Annotated in this window: 16 protein-coding genes; all 16 read right to left on the bottom strand. The window is 70.8% G+C overall.

All coding sequences use genetic code 11. The features are described from left to right. Positions 1-40: 40 nt before the first annotated feature. A complete protein-coding gene (gene lgt, locus IWX89_RS10620) occupies positions 41-1,018 on the bottom strand; it encodes a prolipoprotein diacylglyceryl transferase (RefSeq protein ID WP_307836509.1) in 978 nt (325 codons plus the stop codon). Between the two features lie 106 nt (positions 1,019-1,124). Continuing rightward, complete coding sequence (trpA, locus tag IWX89_RS10615) at positions 1,125-1,934, bottom strand: tryptophan synthase subunit alpha (RefSeq protein WP_196903542.1); 810 nt, start codon at positions 1,932-1,934, stop codon at positions 1,125-1,127. Then, the gene (gene trpB / locus IWX89_RS10610) at positions 1,931-3,142 is read right to left on the bottom strand and encodes a tryptophan synthase subunit beta (protein WP_196903541.1); all 1,212 of its coding nucleotides are present in this window, start codon (positions 3,140-3,142) and stop codon (positions 1,931-1,933) included. The genes trpA and trpB overlap by 4 nt, the downstream gene beginning before the upstream one ends. Positions 3,143-3,144: 2 nt before the next feature. Next, the gene (trpC, locus tag IWX89_RS10605; protein ID WP_196903540.1) at positions 3,145-3,915 is read right to left on the bottom strand and encodes an indole-3-glycerol phosphate synthase TrpC; all 771 of its coding nucleotides are present in this window, start codon (positions 3,913-3,915) and stop codon (positions 3,145-3,147) included. 4 nt (positions 3,916-3,919) lie between these two features. Beyond that, positions 3,920-4,147, bottom strand: a complete 228-nt coding sequence (locus tag IWX89_RS10600; RefSeq protein WP_196903539.1) for a DUF6704 family protein — start codon at positions 4,145-4,147, stop codon at positions 3,920-3,922. A gap of 59 nt (positions 4,148-4,206) precedes the next feature. Continuing rightward, positions 4,207-4,836, bottom strand: a complete 630-nt coding sequence (locus IWX89_RS10595) for a Trp biosynthesis-associated membrane protein (RefSeq protein ID WP_196903538.1) — start codon at positions 4,834-4,836, stop codon at positions 4,207-4,209. Then, complete coding sequence (locus tag IWX89_RS10590; RefSeq protein ID WP_196903537.1) at positions 4,837-6,375, bottom strand: anthranilate synthase component I; 1,539 nt, start codon at positions 6,373-6,375, stop codon at positions 4,837-4,839. A gap of 2 nt (positions 6,376-6,377) precedes the next feature. Beyond that, positions 6,378-6,785 carry a phosphoribosyl-AMP cyclohydrolase gene (gene hisI, locus IWX89_RS10585; RefSeq protein WP_196903536.1) on the bottom strand — a complete coding sequence of 136 codons (408 nt, stop codon included), beginning with the start codon at positions 6,783-6,785 and terminating at the stop codon, positions 6,378-6,380. A gap of 61 nt (positions 6,786-6,846) precedes the next feature. Continuing rightward, positions 6,847-7,608 carry an imidazole glycerol phosphate synthase subunit HisF gene (gene hisF / locus IWX89_RS10580; RefSeq protein WP_196903535.1) on the bottom strand — a complete coding sequence of 254 codons (762 nt, stop codon included), beginning with the start codon at positions 7,606-7,608 and terminating at the stop codon, positions 6,847-6,849. A gap of 39 nt (positions 7,609-7,647) precedes the next feature. Beyond that, on the bottom strand, positions 7,648-8,487 hold the full coding sequence (gene hisG / locus IWX89_RS10575; protein ID WP_196903534.1) for an ATP phosphoribosyltransferase: 840 nt from the start codon (positions 8,485-8,487) through the stop codon (positions 7,648-7,650). A 55-nt stretch (positions 8,488-8,542) separates the two neighbouring features. Continuing rightward, the gene (locus tag IWX89_RS10570; protein WP_196903533.1) at positions 8,543-8,806 is read right to left on the bottom strand and encodes a phosphoribosyl-ATP diphosphatase; all 264 of its coding nucleotides are present in this window, start codon (positions 8,804-8,806) and stop codon (positions 8,543-8,545) included. Positions 8,807-8,818: 12 nt separating this feature from the next. Next, positions 8,819-9,487 (bottom strand): ribulose-phosphate 3-epimerase, encoded by a 669-nt coding sequence (gene rpe / locus IWX89_RS10565; protein WP_196903532.1) that lies wholly within the window; start codon positions 9,485-9,487, stop codon positions 8,819-8,821. Positions 9,488-9,564: 77 nt separating this feature from the next. Then, positions 9,565-10,989, bottom strand: coding sequence for an RsmB/NOP family class I SAM-dependent RNA methyltransferase (locus IWX89_RS10560; protein WP_196903531.1), 1,425 nt, complete (start codon positions 10,987-10,989; stop codon positions 9,565-9,567). Next, a complete protein-coding gene (fmt, locus tag IWX89_RS10555) occupies positions 10,986-11,903 on the bottom strand; it encodes a methionyl-tRNA formyltransferase (protein WP_196903530.1) in 918 nt (305 codons plus the stop codon). The genes IWX89_RS10560 and fmt overlap by 4 nt, the downstream gene beginning before the upstream one ends. Next, positions 11,904-13,982, bottom strand: a complete 2,079-nt coding sequence (locus IWX89_RS10550; protein WP_196903529.1) for a primosomal protein N' — start codon at positions 13,980-13,982, stop codon at positions 11,904-11,906. Positions 13,983-13,984: 2 nt separating this feature from the next. Then, entirely contained in the window at positions 13,985-15,178 is a 1,194-nt protein-coding gene (gene metK, locus IWX89_RS10545) for a methionine adenosyltransferase (protein WP_196903528.1), read from the bottom strand. Between the last annotated feature and the right edge of the window lie 111 nt (positions 15,179-15,289).

Raw genomic sequence — 15,289 nt, 5'->3', positions numbered from 1 at the left:
GTGATACCGGGTGACAAGCCGTAGCGGGTTTTCCCTGGGGCTAAAGGCGCGAGTTGCTGGTGCTTGTGGCTGCAACCTCGCCTGATCCGGTGGGTTCGACGGCGTCATCACCGTGATCCTCGGTATCCGAATCAAACTCATCAGATTCTACCTCAGCATCGGGTCCCTTCCATTCGCGGCCGGGTCGGTAGGCACCGACGGGGGTCCCGGTGTGGCGCCGGCTCTGCACGATGAGGATGACCAGGCCGATCAGGATCGCGGCGTACGCGGCCCAGACGTTGGTGCGGATTCCGAAGTAGATTTCGCTCGGGTCCACCCGGATCGACTCGAAGAAGCTGCGCCCGAGGCCGTACCAGATCAGGTAGACGCCGAAGGCCTTGCCCCAGCGCAGGGTGAGCCTGCGTTCGAGCAGGAGGATCACGGCGACGCCGATCACGTTCCAGATCATCTCGTAGAGGAAGGTGGGGTGGAACAGGGTGCCGGCGGGCAGCCCGACCGGGTAGGCCGGATTGGTCGTCTCGATCTGCAGGCCCCAGGGCAGGGTGGTCGGCAGGCCGAACAGTTCGTGGTTGAACCAGTTGCCGAGCCGCCCCATCGCCTGGGCGACGAGCATGCCGGGCGCCAGGGCGTCCGCGAACGCCCAGAACCGGATGCCGGACAGCCGGCAGCCGATGTATGCGCCGACGGCGCCGCCGAGCAGCGCTCCGAAGATCGCGTTGCCGCCCTCCCAGATGTACAGGGTGCGGAGCAGGTCGGCGCCGGCGTAGAAGTAGTCGCCCGGGTGGGTGAGGACGTGGTAGATCCGCGCCCCGACGATGCCGAGCGGGACGGCCCAGAGGATGATGTCAAGCACCACGCCCGGTTCGCCGCCGCGGCTGGTCAGGCGGCGCGAGGTCAGCACGGTGGCGGCGATGATCCCGGCCAGGATGCAGAGGGCGTAGGCGTGGATCCGGAACGGTCCGACGTCGAAGAAGCTCCACTCCGGGCTGGGGCTCGGGATGCTCAGCAGAAAAGACACCTGGTATTACCTTTCATCGTGACGACGTCACTCCGGGTTGGCCGAAACCGGTGGTCGGCCCGACAAAACTGTCGAGGCGTCGAACGACCGCCTCGGTCAACATACCTCAGACTGCGGGTCGGATGTCCCTGGCCCCGGCGGCGAGGTCGCGGGCGAGGGCGGCGACGGCCGGGACTCCCCCTTCGGCGAGGGCCTTCACCAGCGCGGAGCCGACGATGGCGCCGTCGGCGTAGCCGAGGATCTCCCGCACCTGGCTGGGGGTGGAGATGCCGAGCCCGACACAGGCGCTCGTCGACCCGACCGCGCGCAGGCGGTCGATGAGGACCCGCGCCGCCGAGTCGACGTCGCTGCGCGCTCCGGTGATCCCCATCGTGGACACGGCGTAGACGAAGCCGCGGCTCGCCTGCACCGCCTGCGCGAGCCGGGCATCCGAGGACGACGGCGCGGCGAGGAATACCCGGTCGAGGCCGGTGCGGTCACTGGCCGCGACCCAGTCCGCGGCGTCGTCGGGGATGAGGTCGGGCGTGATCAGCCCGGCGCCGCCGGCGACCTGGAGGTCGTCGGCGAACCGGTCGACGCCGTACTGCACGATCGGGTTCCAGTAGGTCATCACGAGCACCGGGGCATCCACCTGGGCGGTGATCGCCGCGACGGCCTCGATGCCGTGGCGCAGCCGGAAGCCGTTGGCCAGGGCCTGCTGGGTGGCGGCCTGGATGACCGGGCCGTCCATCACGGGGTCAGAGTACGGCAGGCCCAATTCGAGGATGTCGACACCACCGGCGACGAGGGCGACGGCCGCGTCGATGCTCTCGGAGAGGGTCGGGAAGCCGACCGGCAGGTAGCCGATCAGGGCCCCGCCGCCCTGTTGGCGCCGGAGGGCGATGGTGGATTCGACCGTGCTCGTCGTCGTCGTCATAGCTGTGCCGCGCCCTCGTCGAGCAGGTCGAAGTATCGGCCCGCGGTTTCCATGTCCTTGTCGCCGCGGCCGGAGAGGTTCACCAGGATGGTGGCGTCCGGTCCGAGCCGCTTGCCCAGGTCGAGGGTGCCGGCGAGAGCGTGTGCCGACTCGATCGCCGGGATGATTCCCTCGGTGCGGCTGAGCAGCCGCAGGGCGCTCATCGCCTCCGCATCGGTGACGGGCAGGTAGGTCGCCCGGCCGATACTGGCCAGCCAGGAGTGCTCCGGACCGACGCCCGGGTAGTCCAGGCCGGCGGAGATCGAGTGGGACTCGACGGTCTGGCCGTCCTCATCCTGGAGCAGGAAGCTGCGGGCGCCGTGCAGGATGCCGGGGCGCCCCTTGGTGATCGTGGCGGCGTGCCGGAGGGTCTCCGCGCCGTCGCCGCCGGCCTCGTAGCCGTACAGGGCCACATCGGCGTCGTCGAGGAACGCGTGGAAGATGCCCATCGCGTTGGAGCCGCCGCCGACGCAGGCGGTGACCGCGTCGGGGAGGCGCCCGGTCAGGTCGAGGACCTGCTGGCGGGCCTCCTCGCCGATGATCTTCTGGAAGTCGCGCACCATCGCCGGGAACGGGTGCGGGCCGGCGACCGTTCCGAAGATGTAGTTGGTGTTCTCGACGTTGGTCACCCAGTCGCGCATGGCGTCGTTGATGGCGTCCTTGAGCGTGCGGGAGCCGGTCGTGACCGGCACGACCTCCGCGCCGAGCAGCCGCATCCTGGCCACGTTGAGGGCCTGCCGTTCGGTGTCGACTTCGCCCATGTAGACGACGCAGTCCAGCCCGAACAGGGCTGCGGCGGTCGCCGTGGCCACGCCGTGCTGGCCGGCCCCGGTCTCGGCGATCACCCGGGTCTTGCCGATCCGCTTGGTGAGCAGGGCCTGGCCGAGCACATTGTTGATCTTGTGCGAACCGGTGTGGTTGAGGTCTTCGCGCTTGAGGATGACGCGGGCGCCGCCGGCGTCGGCGGCGAACCGGGGCACCTCGGTGATGATGGAGGGGCGCCCCGTGTAGGTGCGGTGCAGTTCCATCAGCTCCGCGGCGAAGGCCGGGTCGGAGCGGGCGAGGGTGTACTCGTTGGTGAGTTCGTCGAGCGCGGCCACCAGGGATTCGGGGACGAAACGTCCGCCGAAATCTCCGAAGTACGGGCCTGCTTCTGCTTTGAGGGACATGTCTATACCGCCAGGAATTCGGTGAGGGTGCGGATGGGGTCGCTCGTGACGAGCGCTTCGCCGACGAGCACGACGTCGGCTCCGGCGGCGCGGTAGTGCGCGACATCCGCCGCCGTCTTGACCGCGGATTCGGCGACCCGGACCACGCCGGAGGGGATCCGATCGGCCAGTCGGCCGAACAGGTCCTGGTCGAGCGTGAATGTGGACAGGTCGCGGGCGTTCACTCCGACGAGGCCGGCGCCGAGGTCGAGGGCACGGTCGACCTCGTCGGCGCTGTGCGTTTCGACGAGGGCGGTCATGCCGAGTTCACGGACGAGGTCGTGCAGGGAGACCATCGTGGCCTGGTCAAGGGCAGCGACGATCAGCAGCACGAGGTCGGCTCCCGCGGCGCGGGCTTCGAGGACCTGGTACGGGTCGCCGATGAAGTCCTTCCGGAGGACCGGAACCGAGACGGCCGAACGCACCTGCTCGAGGTCCGACAGCGAGCCGAGGAAACGGCGCCCCTCAGTCAGCACGCTGATGGCGCTCGCGCCGCCGAACTCGTAGGACACGGCCAGGGCGGCCGGGTCGCGGATCTCGGCGAGGGTGCCGCGGGACGGACTGGCCCGCTTCACCTCGGCGATGATCTTCACCCGATCCGCCGGTGCGAGCGCGGACAGGGCGTCGATGGCGGCCGGGCGCGCGAGGGCGTCCGCCTCGACGGCGGAGTACGGGCGATCCCGGCGGCGGAGGTCCGCGTCGGCGATCGCCCCGGCTAGCAGCTCGGAAAGCACTCGGCTAGTGGCCTTCGTGCGGCTGGGTGTCGGCTACGCCGTAGCCCACCTTGGACAGCACCCAGCCGACGCCGAGACCGACGACCAGCAGCACCACCGAGGCCCAGACGAGCCAGGACAGCGCGAGGAAGAACGCCACGGTGCCGACGGCGATGGCCAGCAGCATGATGGTGACGGCGGTCCAGGCCGCAATGGAATGGCCTTCGCCAGGGTCTACCGACTCGAAGCTCATGGATCTCCTTTTGTGCGTTGACGTGCGGATCAAGTCTAGCGGCCTGACGGTGATCGTCTTCAGCGACGAGCGGTGGGGTCCTCGCCGCGGGTGAGCCCGTCCCAGTCGTCGACGGCGTCGCTCGACGGGTCGCCGGAGGGGTCGGTGACCGGGTGGCCGGAAGCATCCGCGGCGGCGAACCGCACGGCCTGGTACCGGGAGCCGGGGCCCGGCCAGCGGCGGGCCGTGACGAGGATGAGGATGCCGGCCGCGGCCATCGCCACGCCGGCGACGAGTGCCAGGTAGGGCCAGGGCGTCGAGACCGAGGCGACGACTCCGTCCGTGACGGATTCCTTGCCGGCGATCCCGGTGGCCGCGGTGATCAGGGCCGAGCTGGCTCCGGCCGGGTCACCGAGCGCGAGAGCGGCGGCGAGGCCGACCGATAAGCCGAGCAGGATTTCGAGCAGGCCGAGGACGACCCGGATGACGGGACCGGCGATGGTCAGCGCGCCCGCGAGGGCCACCCCGGCGAGGGCCAGTGCGGTCAGGCCGGGCGCGGCGGTCGAACCGGTGACCGCGAGCGTCTTCGCGGCCGAGCCGGGTTGCACGGCGTCGGCGGTGATCCAGACCTGAGTCCAGGCCAGCAGCGCCAGGGCGCTGGCGGCGAGCACCAGCAGGAGAACGGCGAGCTTGAGCCTGCGGGCGGACACTCAGCGCACCCGTTTCATGGCGTTGGCCACGGCCACGGCCCGCAACGGGGCGGCGGCCTTGTTCTGCGACTCCTGGTACTCGGATGCCGGATCGGAGTCTGCGACGAGGCCGCCACCTGACTGCACCCGGGCTGTGCCGTTCATGATGGTGGCCGTGCGGATGGCGATGGCGAGGTCCGCGTCACCGGCGAAGCCGAAGTAGCCGACCACTCCCCCGTAGACGCCGCGCTGGGTGGGTTCGAGTTCGTCGATGATCGCCAGGGCGCTGGGCTTCGGTGCGCCGGACAGGGTACCGGCCGGGAAGGTCGCCCGGAACACGTCTATGGCGGTCTTGCCGGGCAGGAGGTTGCCCTCCACCGACGAGACGAGGTGCATGATGTGGCTGAACCGTTCGATCCGCATGAACTCGGTGACCTCCACCGACCCGGCCGCGCAGACCTTGAGCAGGTCGTTCCGGGCCAGGTCGACGAGCATGAGGTGCTCTGCTCGTTCCTTGGGGTCGCCGGCGAGTTCGGTTTCGAAGTCGGCATCGGTTTCCGGTGTGGTCCCGCGGGGCTTCGATCCGGCGATCGGGTGGGTGAACACCCGGTCCTGCTGCACCTTGACCAGGGCCTCCGGCGAGGAGCCGACGATCCAGTACGGTTCGCCCGTCGTGGACTCGAGGCTGAGCAGGTACATGTACGGGCTGGGGTTGAGGCTGCGGAGCACCCGGTAGACGTCGATCGGGTCGGCGGTGCAGGCCTGGTCGAAGCGCTGGGAGATGACGACCTGGAAGATGTCCCCGTCGACGATGCGCTGCTTGGCGACCTCGACCGAGGCGAGGAAGTCGGCGCGGGTGGTGCGCATCTCCGGTTCGGGCGCCGTGGACAGGTCGACCTCCGCGAGCCACGCCTCCGAGGGTGCCGCGAGGCGGGCCTGGAGGGAGTCGAGCCTCGCCTGGGCGCTCGCCCAGAGTTCGGCCTGGGTGTCCGTGCCGTCGTTGAGCACGTTCGCGATGAGCTGCACGGTGCCGTACTTGTGGTCGATCGCGACGAGGTCGGCAACGAAACTGAACGCCTCACCCGGCACGTCGTAGTCGGCCGGCGGCCGGTTCGGCAGACGTTCGATCTGGCGGATGGCTTCCCAGCCGATGAAACCGACCAGGCCGCCGGTGAGCGGCGGGTGCCCGGGCAGGCACGGCGTCCGCCAACGTTCGAACAGGCCGGAGAGCGCCGCCAGCGGGCCGAGACCGGCGGCGACTCCGAGCGCGCGGTCGGCGTCCACGCCGTAGTCGATCCAGCGGGTGTCGTCCCCCTGCTGGGTCAGCACGCCGAAGGAGGACACCCCGACGAAGGAGAACCGGGACCAGATCCCGCCCTGTTCGGCCGACTCGAGGAGGAAGCTGCCCGGCGCCCCGGCGGCGAGCTTCCGGTAGATGCCGACCGGGGTCTCCCCGTCGGCGAAGAGTTCACGGATGACCGGGATGACCCGGTGCTCCTGTCCGAGGGCGGCGAACTGTTCGGCCGTCGTCGTGCCGGCCGTGGTTTCGTCGACGGCCACGGTCAGTTCACCGTTTCGACGGATGCGGCGGCGGAGGCGACAGGGCGGGTGCCGGTGGCGACGCCGATGCCCCGGCCGTCGAAACAGGTGCGCGTGCCGGTGTGACAGGCGGCGCCGACCTGGTCGACCTGCACGAGGAGGGTGTCGGCGTCGCAGTCGAGGGCGGCGGACTTCACGTACTGCCCGTGCCCGGAGGTGTCGCCCTTGCGCCAGTATTCCTGGCGGCTGCGAGACCAGAAGGTGACGCGGCCCTCGGTGAGGGTGCGTCGCAGCGCCTCCCGGTCCATCCAGCCGAGCATGAGCACCTCGCCGGTGTCCCACTGCTGGATCACCGCCGGCAGCAGGCCGTCGGCGTTGAAGGCGGCCAGCGCGAGGCCGGCGTCGACGGATGACAGTGCCTGGTCGTTCATGGTGGCGCCCTCTCGTTCGGGGTTCATCGGTCGTGGGGCTGGGGTCGTCTGGCGTGGCTCATCAGCGCACCGGCATCCCGGCGGCGCGGAGCTCCCGCTTCACGTCGTCGATGGTCAGTTCGCCGTTGTGGAAGACGGATGCCGCGAGCACCGCGTCCGCTCCGGCAGCGATCGCCGGTGGGAAGTCCTGTGCCCGTCCGGCGCCGCCGGAGGCGATCACCGGCACGCGGCTGATTTCCCGCATGAGCCGGATGAGTTCGAGGTCGAAGCCGGCCTTGGTGCCGTCGGCGTCGATGGAGTTCACGAGGAGTTCGCCGACGCCCAGTTCGATCGCGGTGCCGGCCCAGGCCAGGGCGTCCAGGTCGGTTTCGGTGCGGCCGCCGTGGGTCGTGACGACGAAGCCGGATTCGGTCCGGTCGCTGCGCTTCACGTCGAGTGAGAGCACGAGGACCTGCGAGCCGAAGCGGTCGGCGATCTCCCCGATCAGCGCCGGGCGGGCGATGGCCGCACTGTTGACGCCGACCTTGTCGGCGCCGCTGGCCTGCAGCCGGGAGACGTCCTCGACGCTGCGGATGCCGCCGCCGACGGTGAGCGGGATGAACACCTGTTCCGCGGTGGCACGCACCACGTCGTAGGTGGTGGACCGGTTGTCCACGGTCGCGGTGACGTCGAGGAAGGTGAGTTCGTCGGCACCCTGTTCGTAGTACCGGCGGGCGAGCTCGACCGGGTCGCCCGCGTCGCGCAGGTTCTGGAAGTTCACGCCCTTCACCACGCGGCCGTTGGCCACGTCGAGACAGGGGATGACCCGCACAGCAAGACTCACGATTTCCTCCGTGACAATTCTCTTACCCGGACTCGTTGGTTACAGGCGGGCGTTGTGGATGGAGCTGATCAGGATCGCCCTGGCGCCCAGCTCGTAGAGCGCGTCCATGACGTGGTTGGTGTTCAGGCGCGGGATCATCACCCGCACGGCGACCCAGTCGGGGTCGTGCAGCGACGACACCGTGGGCGACTCGATGCCGGGGGCCAGCAGGCAGGCGTCGTCGAGCAGGGCCGCCGGGATGTCGTAGTCCATCAGCACGTACTGGCGGGCCACGAGCACACCCTGCAGCCGGCGGAGGAGGGTCGCGATCCCGGGCTTCTCGTTTTCGGCGGTGATCAGCACGGCCGTCGACTGGAGGATGACCGGGCCGAAGATGTCCAGGCCGGCCTTGCGCAGGGTGGAGCCGGTGGAGACGACGTCGGCGACGGCATCCGCCACGCCGAGCTGCACCGCGGATTCGACCGCCCCGTCGAGGGTGACGAGGGTGACCGACACGTCGTGCCGGGCGAGGAACGCCTCGACCAGGCCCGGGTAGCTGGTCGCCACGCGGAGGCCGGCCAGGTCGGAGAGGTCGGTGAAGCGGCCCGCGGGGCCGGCGAAGCGGAAGGTGGAGTCGCCGAAGTCGAGGCTGGCGATCTCGTGGGCGGTCGAGCGGGAGTCGAGCAGCAGGTCCCGGCCGGTGATTCCCACGTCGAGGGCTCCGGATCCGACGTAGGTCGCGATGTCGCGGGGCCGGAGGTAGAAGAACTCGACGTCGTTGAGCGGATCGGCGACGACGAGGTCGCGCGGGTCGCGGCGGCCGGTGTACCCGGCCTCGGCCAGCATCTGCGCGGCGGTTTCGGACAACGAGCCCTTGTTGGGCACGGCGATTCTCAGCATGGTGTTCTTTCAGCGTTGGCGGGGAGGTGGACGGAGTCGGCCGGTGGCCTGGCCGTCACAGATGCCGGTACACGTCGGCCGGGGTGAGCCCCTTGGCCAGCATGAGCACCTGCACGTGGTAGATGAGCTGCGACATCTCGGCCGCCGTCTCCTCGTCGCTTTGGAATTCGGCCGCCATCCAGACTTCTGCGGCTTCCTCAACGATCTTCTTGCCAATGGCGTGCACGCCGGCATCAAGCTCACGCACGGTTCCAGACCCCTCGGGCCTGGTTAGTGCTTTGTCGCTCAGCTCAGCGAAGAGGTCGTCGAATGTCTTCACTCCCCTAGGTTACTAGTGCGCGTGCCGGTGTTCGTCCGCGGCGGCGCGCAGCCGGGCGATCTGGGCGGCAGGGTCGGCGGCGTTGAACACGCTCGAACCGGCCACGAAGGTGTCGGCGCCGGCCTCGGCGGCGACCACGATGGTCTCCTCGGTGATGCCCCCGTCGACCTGCACCCAGACGTCGAGACCGCTTTTGCGCACCGTCTCGGAGAGCGTCTTCAGCTTGCGCATGGTCGACGGCATGAAGCTCTGCCCACCGAAACCGGGCTCGACGGTCATCACCAGCACCTGGTCGAATTCGGGCAGGAGTTCGAGGTAGGGCTCGACCGCGGTGCCCGGCTTGAGGGCGATGCCCGCCCGAGCGCCGATCGAGCGCAGCTTCCGCGCCAGGCCGACCGGGTTGGTGGTGGCCTCGGCGTGGAAGGTCACCGAGAAGGCGCCGGCCTCCGCGTAGCCGGGAGCCCACCGTTCGGGGTTCTCGATCATCAGGTGCACGTCGAACGGCAGCGGTGAAACCTGGGCCAGGCGGGAGACGACGGGCGGGCCGAACGTGAGGTTGGGCACGAAATGGTTGTCCATGATGTCCACGTGCACGAGGTCGGCGGTGCGGATGCGCCCCAGTTCCCGTTCGAGGTTGGCGAAGTCGGCGGCGAGAATGCTCGGGTTGATCCTGGAGGGCATGACTTCACCCTAGCCCGTGGCATCCGCCCGCCGCCCGCCGCCGCCGCCGCCCTGCGGCCCGTCCGATTCGGCGCAGGCTAGGCGGTGCGTTCGAGCAGGGTGATGAACATCGCGTCGGTGCCGTGCCGGTGCGGCCAGAGCTGCACGCTCCCGCCGTCGGCGGGCAGGTCGAGCGGCGAATTCGCGAGGCCCTGAACGATCCCGGCGGTGTCGAGGGTGCGCACCGTGCCGCCCCACTTCTTCAGCGCCGTGGCCACGATCCCCCGGGTCTCGGCGATGTGCGGCGAACAGGTGACGTAGGCCAGGATGCCGCCGGGCTTGAGGGCACCGAGGGCGGCGTCGATCAGGCCCGACTGCAGGTCGCTGAGTTCCGCGACGTCCCGGGGCAGTTTGCGCCAGCGCGCCTCCGGCCGGCGGCGCAGGGCGCCGAGGCCGGTGCACGGCGCGTCGAGGAGGATCCGGTCGAAGGCCTCGGGGTGGGCATCACCGAAGGTGGTGCCGTCCTCTTCCCAGACGGGGACCGAGGCCGGAACGGCGGCCAGGGCCTTGCGCACGAGCGTCGCCCGCGCGGGGACGAGTTCGTTGGCGACGAGGGTGGCGCCGGCGGCGAGGGCCTCGGCGGCAAGCAGCGCGGCCTTGCCGCCCGGGCCGGCGCAGAGGTCGAGCCAGCGTTCGCCCGGGACGGCCGGGCGGGCACGGCTCAGGGCCAGGGCTGCCAGTTGCGAGCCTTCGTCCTGCACGCGGATGCGGCCGTTGTGGTCGTGCATGAGGTGCACGGGGTCTCCGCCGGCGAGCACGAATCCGGTCGGGGAGAACGCGTTGGGCTCGCCAAGGCCGGCCGTCTCGTCGGCGGGCACGAGCCCAGGGAGGGCGACCATGTTCACCCGGGGGGCCGCATTGTCGGCGATGAGCAGGTCTTCCAGTTCGGCTTCGCGCCCCTCGAGTCGCAGGGACTGGCGGAAGGCCCGGACCACCCAGACCGGGTGCGAGTGTTCGATCGCGAGTCGGTCGTCCTCCCCGGTGGCGTCGGCGAGGATCCGCTCCCGCCATTCCTCGGTGCTGGAGCGGGAGATGGTGCGCAGCACCCCGTTGGTGAAGCCGGTGGCGGCGCGCGAGCCGACCTGCCTGGCCAGCTCGACCGATTCGTTCACCGCGGCGTGGGTGGCGACCCGGGTCGCGAGGAGCTGGTGGGCGCCGAGCCGCAGCACGTCGAGGATGGCCGGGTCGATGGCGGAGACCGGCCGCCCGGCCGCTTCGGCGATGACCCGGTCGTAGAACCCCTGCATTCGCAGGGTGCCGTAGGTCAGCTCGGTGGCCAGCGCGGCATCCGCCGTGTTCAGGGCGGCCCGCTTGATGCGGGTGGGCAGCAGCAGGTTGGCGTAGGCGTCGGATTCGCGCACCGCCGCGATCACCTCGTAGGCGACCCGCCTGGCCGGCTGGACGAAATCGTGTTGCGGGCGCGGGCGTTCCTGCTGCCGGCCCCGGCCGCGCTCGTCGCTCATGAGGCGACCACCTCCGTCGCCGCCACTCCACGCCACCAGTCCGTTGCCTTCATTGCCGTCTTTCCCGCCGGTTGCACCGTGACGAGCTCGAGCGGCTCTGTCCCGGTGCCAATCAGCACTTTTTTGTCGATCTCTCGAATCGAGCCCGCCGGTTGCGGCAGGGCCCCATGGGTCGGGGCGACTTCGAGGAGTTTGAGGCGCGCGTCGTTCACCGTCGTGAACGCGCCGGGCTCGGGGGTGACCCCGCGCACCCGGTTGTAGACCGTTTCCGCGGGGGCGGCCCAGTCGATCCGGGCGTCGTCGAGGGTGAGCTTGGGGGCGAGGGTGACCTCCCCGGCCTGGGCGAGGGAGGTCGCCCGCCCGGCGGCGAGGTCGTCGATCACGCCGAGCAGCAGCTGGGCGCCGCTCTCACTGAGTCCGGCGAGCAGGGTGCCGGCGGTCGCGTGCCGTCCGATCGGTTCCGACTGCTGGGCGAAGACCGCGCCGGCGTCGAGTTCGGGCACCAGCTGGAACACGGCGGCGCCGGTGCGCGCGTCGCCGGCGATCAGGGCGCGCTGCACCGGTGCGGCGCCGCGCCAGCGGGGAAGCAGGGAGAAGTGCAGGTTGATCCAGCCGAGACGCGGCACGGAGAGCAGCGGTTCCCGCACGAGTCCCCCGTAGGCGACGATCACGCCCAGGTCGGGGGCGAGGGCCGCGATCTCGGCGGTCGCCGCTTCGTCGAGCCGGTTGGTCTTGAGCAGGCGCAGGCCGCGGTCCGCGGCTGCCTGCCCGACCGGGGACGGGGAGAGAGTGCGCTTGCGGCCGAGCGGCGCGTCCGCCCTGGTCACCACGGCGACGAGGTCGTGCCGAGAGTCGGCCAGCAGCGCCAGGCTGGGCACGGCCGCCTGGGGGGTGCCCGCGAAGACGATTTTCATTTAGAGCAGCTCCGGGTCGTCGAATCGTACTTTGAGTGTAGGTGCCGCACGGAAGGGAGCGCCCTTCGGCCGCCGCCGCCGGGCCGCGTTCCGCACGATGGCGGCCTTGAGCAGGCGGGCGGCCTCGTCGCCGCTCGCGTAGGGGAAGCGCACGATTCCGCGCACGAGGGGCGGCTCGGTGGCCACCGGGCCGAGCACGTCGAGCCCGGGAACCTGGTCGAGGTCGACGAGGGCCGCCGCGACGTCGTCGGCGGTGCCGGTGACGGAGGCCGCCCGCACGGCGGGCGGGAAGCGCAGCTGCCGCCGGTCGGCCAGCTCCGCTGCCGCGTGTGCCTCGGGCTGCCAGGCGTTCAGTGCGCGGGCGAGGGTGCCGCCGACTCCGACGAGCATCACGGCCGCCCCCGGGGCGGCCAGGGCGGCCGTGTTGCACCAGGCGCGAAGGCTGTCGTCCCCGACGCGGAGCGACTCGCGGGCGAGCATCCGTTCCCCGTCGAGCAGCAGGATGGCCCGGTAGCCGCCGGCCGGGATCGGCTCGGCGCCGCGGGTCGCGATGATGAGGGCGGGTTCCGCGCCGAGCTGCTGCACCTGGTGGTCGCCGTCGGCGATGATGACCCTGGCCCCGGGGAAGGCCCGGCCGAGTTCCTCGGCGGTGCGGCCGGTGCCCAGGGTGACGACCCGCAGCTTGCGGCCTTCGCAGTGTACGCAGCTCCAGTCGGCCGCCAGGGCGCCGCACCAGCGGCAGGACGGCATCGCGGCCGCCGAGGCCAGGCCGAGCGGGCCCTGGCAGGTGGTGCACCGCGCGGCCTTCTTGCAGGTCTGGCAGGCGAGCATGGGCGCGTAGCCGGGGCTCGCCACCTGCACGAGCACGGGCCCGTGCTGGAGGGCTTCCCTGGCGGCCTGCCACGCGGCGGTGGGGATGCGCGCGGCGCGGACCTGCTGGTCGGGTTCGGCCTGGAAGTCGGTTGGGATAATCCGGGGGTGCTGGTTCCTGGTGGGGTGCACCTGGCCGAGCCAGCCGAGTTCGACCAGGCGCTGCACCTCGACCGTGCGGGTGTGCCCGAGGAAGACGAGCGCGCAGCCGGCCTGGCCCTGCCTGACCAGCGCGGCGTCCCTGGCGTGCACGTAGGGGCTGAGCTGTTCGCCGTGCAGGGGGTCGCCGTCGTCCCAGAGCGCGATCAGGCCCAGGTCATGCGCCGGGGCGTAGACGGCGGAGCGGTTGCCCAGCACGATCCGCGGGGCGGCGGCCAGGCAGGCGAGGAAGGCCCGGTACCGGTCGGCGTTGGGCTGGCGGGCGTCGACCCGGCTGACCGTGCCTGCGGGGGCGAGCAGCTCCAGTGCCGCCTGGACCTGGTCCTGGTCGCGGTAGTCGGGAACGACGAGGATGCTGCTCCGACCGGCCGAGAGGGCGGCGACGGCGAGCTCGGCCATGGTGTGCGCCCAGCGCCCGATGGTGAGTCCACCCGGCAGCAGCATCAGCGTCGGCACTGCCGCGACGCAGAGCCGTTTCTGTTCCGCGACGACGGTGTCGAGGCTGCCGGCCGGGTAGTCGGCGAAGACGTGCGGCGCCGCGGATGACGGGTCGGCGGCGGCCGGCGCGGCCACGGGGGCCGTCACATCCGGCGCAGCCGTCGCAGCCGTCGCAGCCGTCGCAGCCAGGCCGGCGAGCCAGGCCTTCTCGACCCGCACCTGCCGGGGTGGGACGGCGAGCCGGATGATGTCGCTGGCGTTGCCGGCGGCGCGGTCGGCCACCCGCCTGGCCAGCTTCCAGACCTCGGGGGTGAGTACCGGCGCCTCGGACACGACCGCGTCGAGCGGGCTGAGCGCGCCGTGGTAGTCGGGGGTGACCCCGTCGAGGGTCGCCGGTTCCCTCCCGCTCGGAGGGGCGGCCGTCTCCCCGCCGACGACCTCGATCAGGTAACCGTCGGCCACCCGCCCGGCCGACCGGAGCGGCACGCGCACCCGCACTCCGGGCTGCGCGAGCGTGGCGAGCTCTTCCGGGATGCGGTAGTCGAAGAGGTGGTCGAGCTGCGGCAGGGGCGAATCGATCAGCACCCGTGCCACGAGGCCGGTGCGGGTCATCGCTACAGCCCGGCGGCGCTCTTCAGTTCCTCGACCCGGTCAAGCCGCTCCCAGGTGAAGTCGGGCAGTTCACGGCCGAAGTGGCCGTAGGTGGCCGTCTTGGCGTAGATCGGGCGCAGCAGGTCGAGGGAATGGATGATCGCGGCCGGCCGGAGATCGAAGACCTCCCGGATCGCGGCGGTGATCTCCCGGTCGGGAAGGGTTCCGGTGCCGAACGTTTCGACGTACAACCCCACCGGGGAGGCCTTGCCGATGGCGTAGGCGACCTGGATCTCCAGGCGGTCGGCCAGTCCGGCGGCCACCGCGTTCTTGGCCACCCAGCGCATGGCGTAGGCGGCGGAACGGTCGACCTTCGACGGGTCCTTGCCGCTGAACGCTCCGCCGCCGTGCCGGCTCGATCCGCCGTAGGTGTCGATGATGATCTTGCGCCCGGTCAGGCCGGCGTCGCCCTGCGGGCCGCCGATCTCGAAGCGGCCGGTCGGGTTGATCAGCATGTTCAGGCCGGAGGAGTCGAGGTCGACCCGGTCGAGCACAGGCCGGATGACGAGTTCTTCGACCTCGGCGCGCAACTGCTCGTTGGAGACGGTCTTGGAGTGCTGGGTGGAGAGCACGACGGTCTCGACGGTGCGCGGGATGATGCCGTCGTAGCCGATGGTGACCTGGGTCTTGCCGTCGGGGCGGAGGTAGTCCAGCTCGCCGGACTTGCGCACCTCGGCGAGGCGCTCGGCGAGGCGGTGCGCGATCCAGATCGGGATCGGCATGAGCTCGGGGGTCTCCCGGGTGGCGTAGCCGAACATGATGCCCTGGTCGCCCGCGCCCTGCCGGTCGAAGTCGTCGATGCTCGACTCCTCGCGCCGTTCGAAGGCGTTGTCGACGCCCTGGGCGATGTCGGGTGACTGACCGCCGATGGAGATCTCCACACCGCAGGAACGGCCGTCGAACCACACGTCGGACGAGTCGTAGCCGATGTCGGTGATGCACTTGCGCACGATCGAGGGGATCTCGACGTAGGCCTCCGTGGTGACCTCGCCGGCGACGTGCACGAGACCGGTGGTGACGAGCGTCTCCACCGCGACCCGGCTGTGCGGGTCCTCGGCCAGAAGCGCGTCCAGGATGCTGTCGGAGATCTGGTCGCAGATCTTGTCGGGGTGGCCTTCGGTGACTGACTCCGAGGTGAAGAGGCGTAGATCGCTCATCTGGCCCGTCTCTGTTGGTGGTTCATGTACATGGGGGAAAACGGTTGCGGCGGACGCGGCCGACGCGGCGCGGAACGGCCTGCGTTCCACGCCGGAGTCTGTCTGAGCCGA

The sequence above is a fragment of the Cryobacterium sp. MP_M3 genome (assembly GCF_015752155.1).
In the GTDB taxonomy this organism is placed as follows: domain Bacteria; phylum Actinomycetota; class Actinomycetes; order Actinomycetales; family Microbacteriaceae; genus Cryobacterium.
This window is presented reverse-complemented; position numbering and strand designations above follow the sequence as displayed.

Bases quoted from the DNA above. Each gene is read 5' to 3' on its own strand.
- trpA (WP_196903542.1), bottom strand. From the start codon at position 1,934: ATGACGACGACGACGAGCACGGTCGAATCCACCATCGCCCTCCGGCGC.
- trpB (WP_196903541.1), bottom strand. From the start codon at position 3,142: ATGTCCCTCAAAGCAGAAGCAGGCCCGTACTTCGGAGATTTCGGCGGA.
- IWX89_RS10600 (WP_196903539.1), bottom strand. From the start codon at position 4,147: ATGAGCTTCGAGTCGGTAGACCCTGGCGAAGGCCATTCCATTGCGGCC.
- hisI (WP_196903536.1), bottom strand. From the start codon at position 6,785: ATGAACGACCAGGCACTGTCATCCGTCGACGCCGGCCTCGCGCTGGCC.
- hisG (WP_196903534.1), bottom strand. From the start codon at position 8,487: ATGCTGAGAATCGCCGTGCCCAACAAGGGCTCGTTGTCCGAAACCGCC.
- rpe (WP_196903532.1), bottom strand. From the start codon at position 9,487: ATGCCCTCCAGGATCAACCCGAGCATTCTCGCCGCCGACTTCGCCAAC.
- IWX89_RS10560 (WP_196903531.1), bottom strand. From the start codon at position 10,989: ATGAGCGACGAGCGCGGCCGGGGCCGGCAGCAGGAACGCCCGCGCCCG.
- fmt (WP_196903530.1), bottom strand. From the start codon at position 11,903: ATGAAAATCGTCTTCGCGGGCACCCCCCAGGCGGCCGTGCCCAGCCTG.
- IWX89_RS10550 (WP_196903529.1), bottom strand. From the start codon at position 13,982: ATGACCCGCACCGGCCTCGTGGCACGGGTGCTGATCGATTCGCCCCTG.
- metK (WP_196903528.1), bottom strand. From the start codon at position 15,178: ATGAGCGATCTACGCCTCTTCACCTCGGAGTCAGTCACCGAAGGCCAC.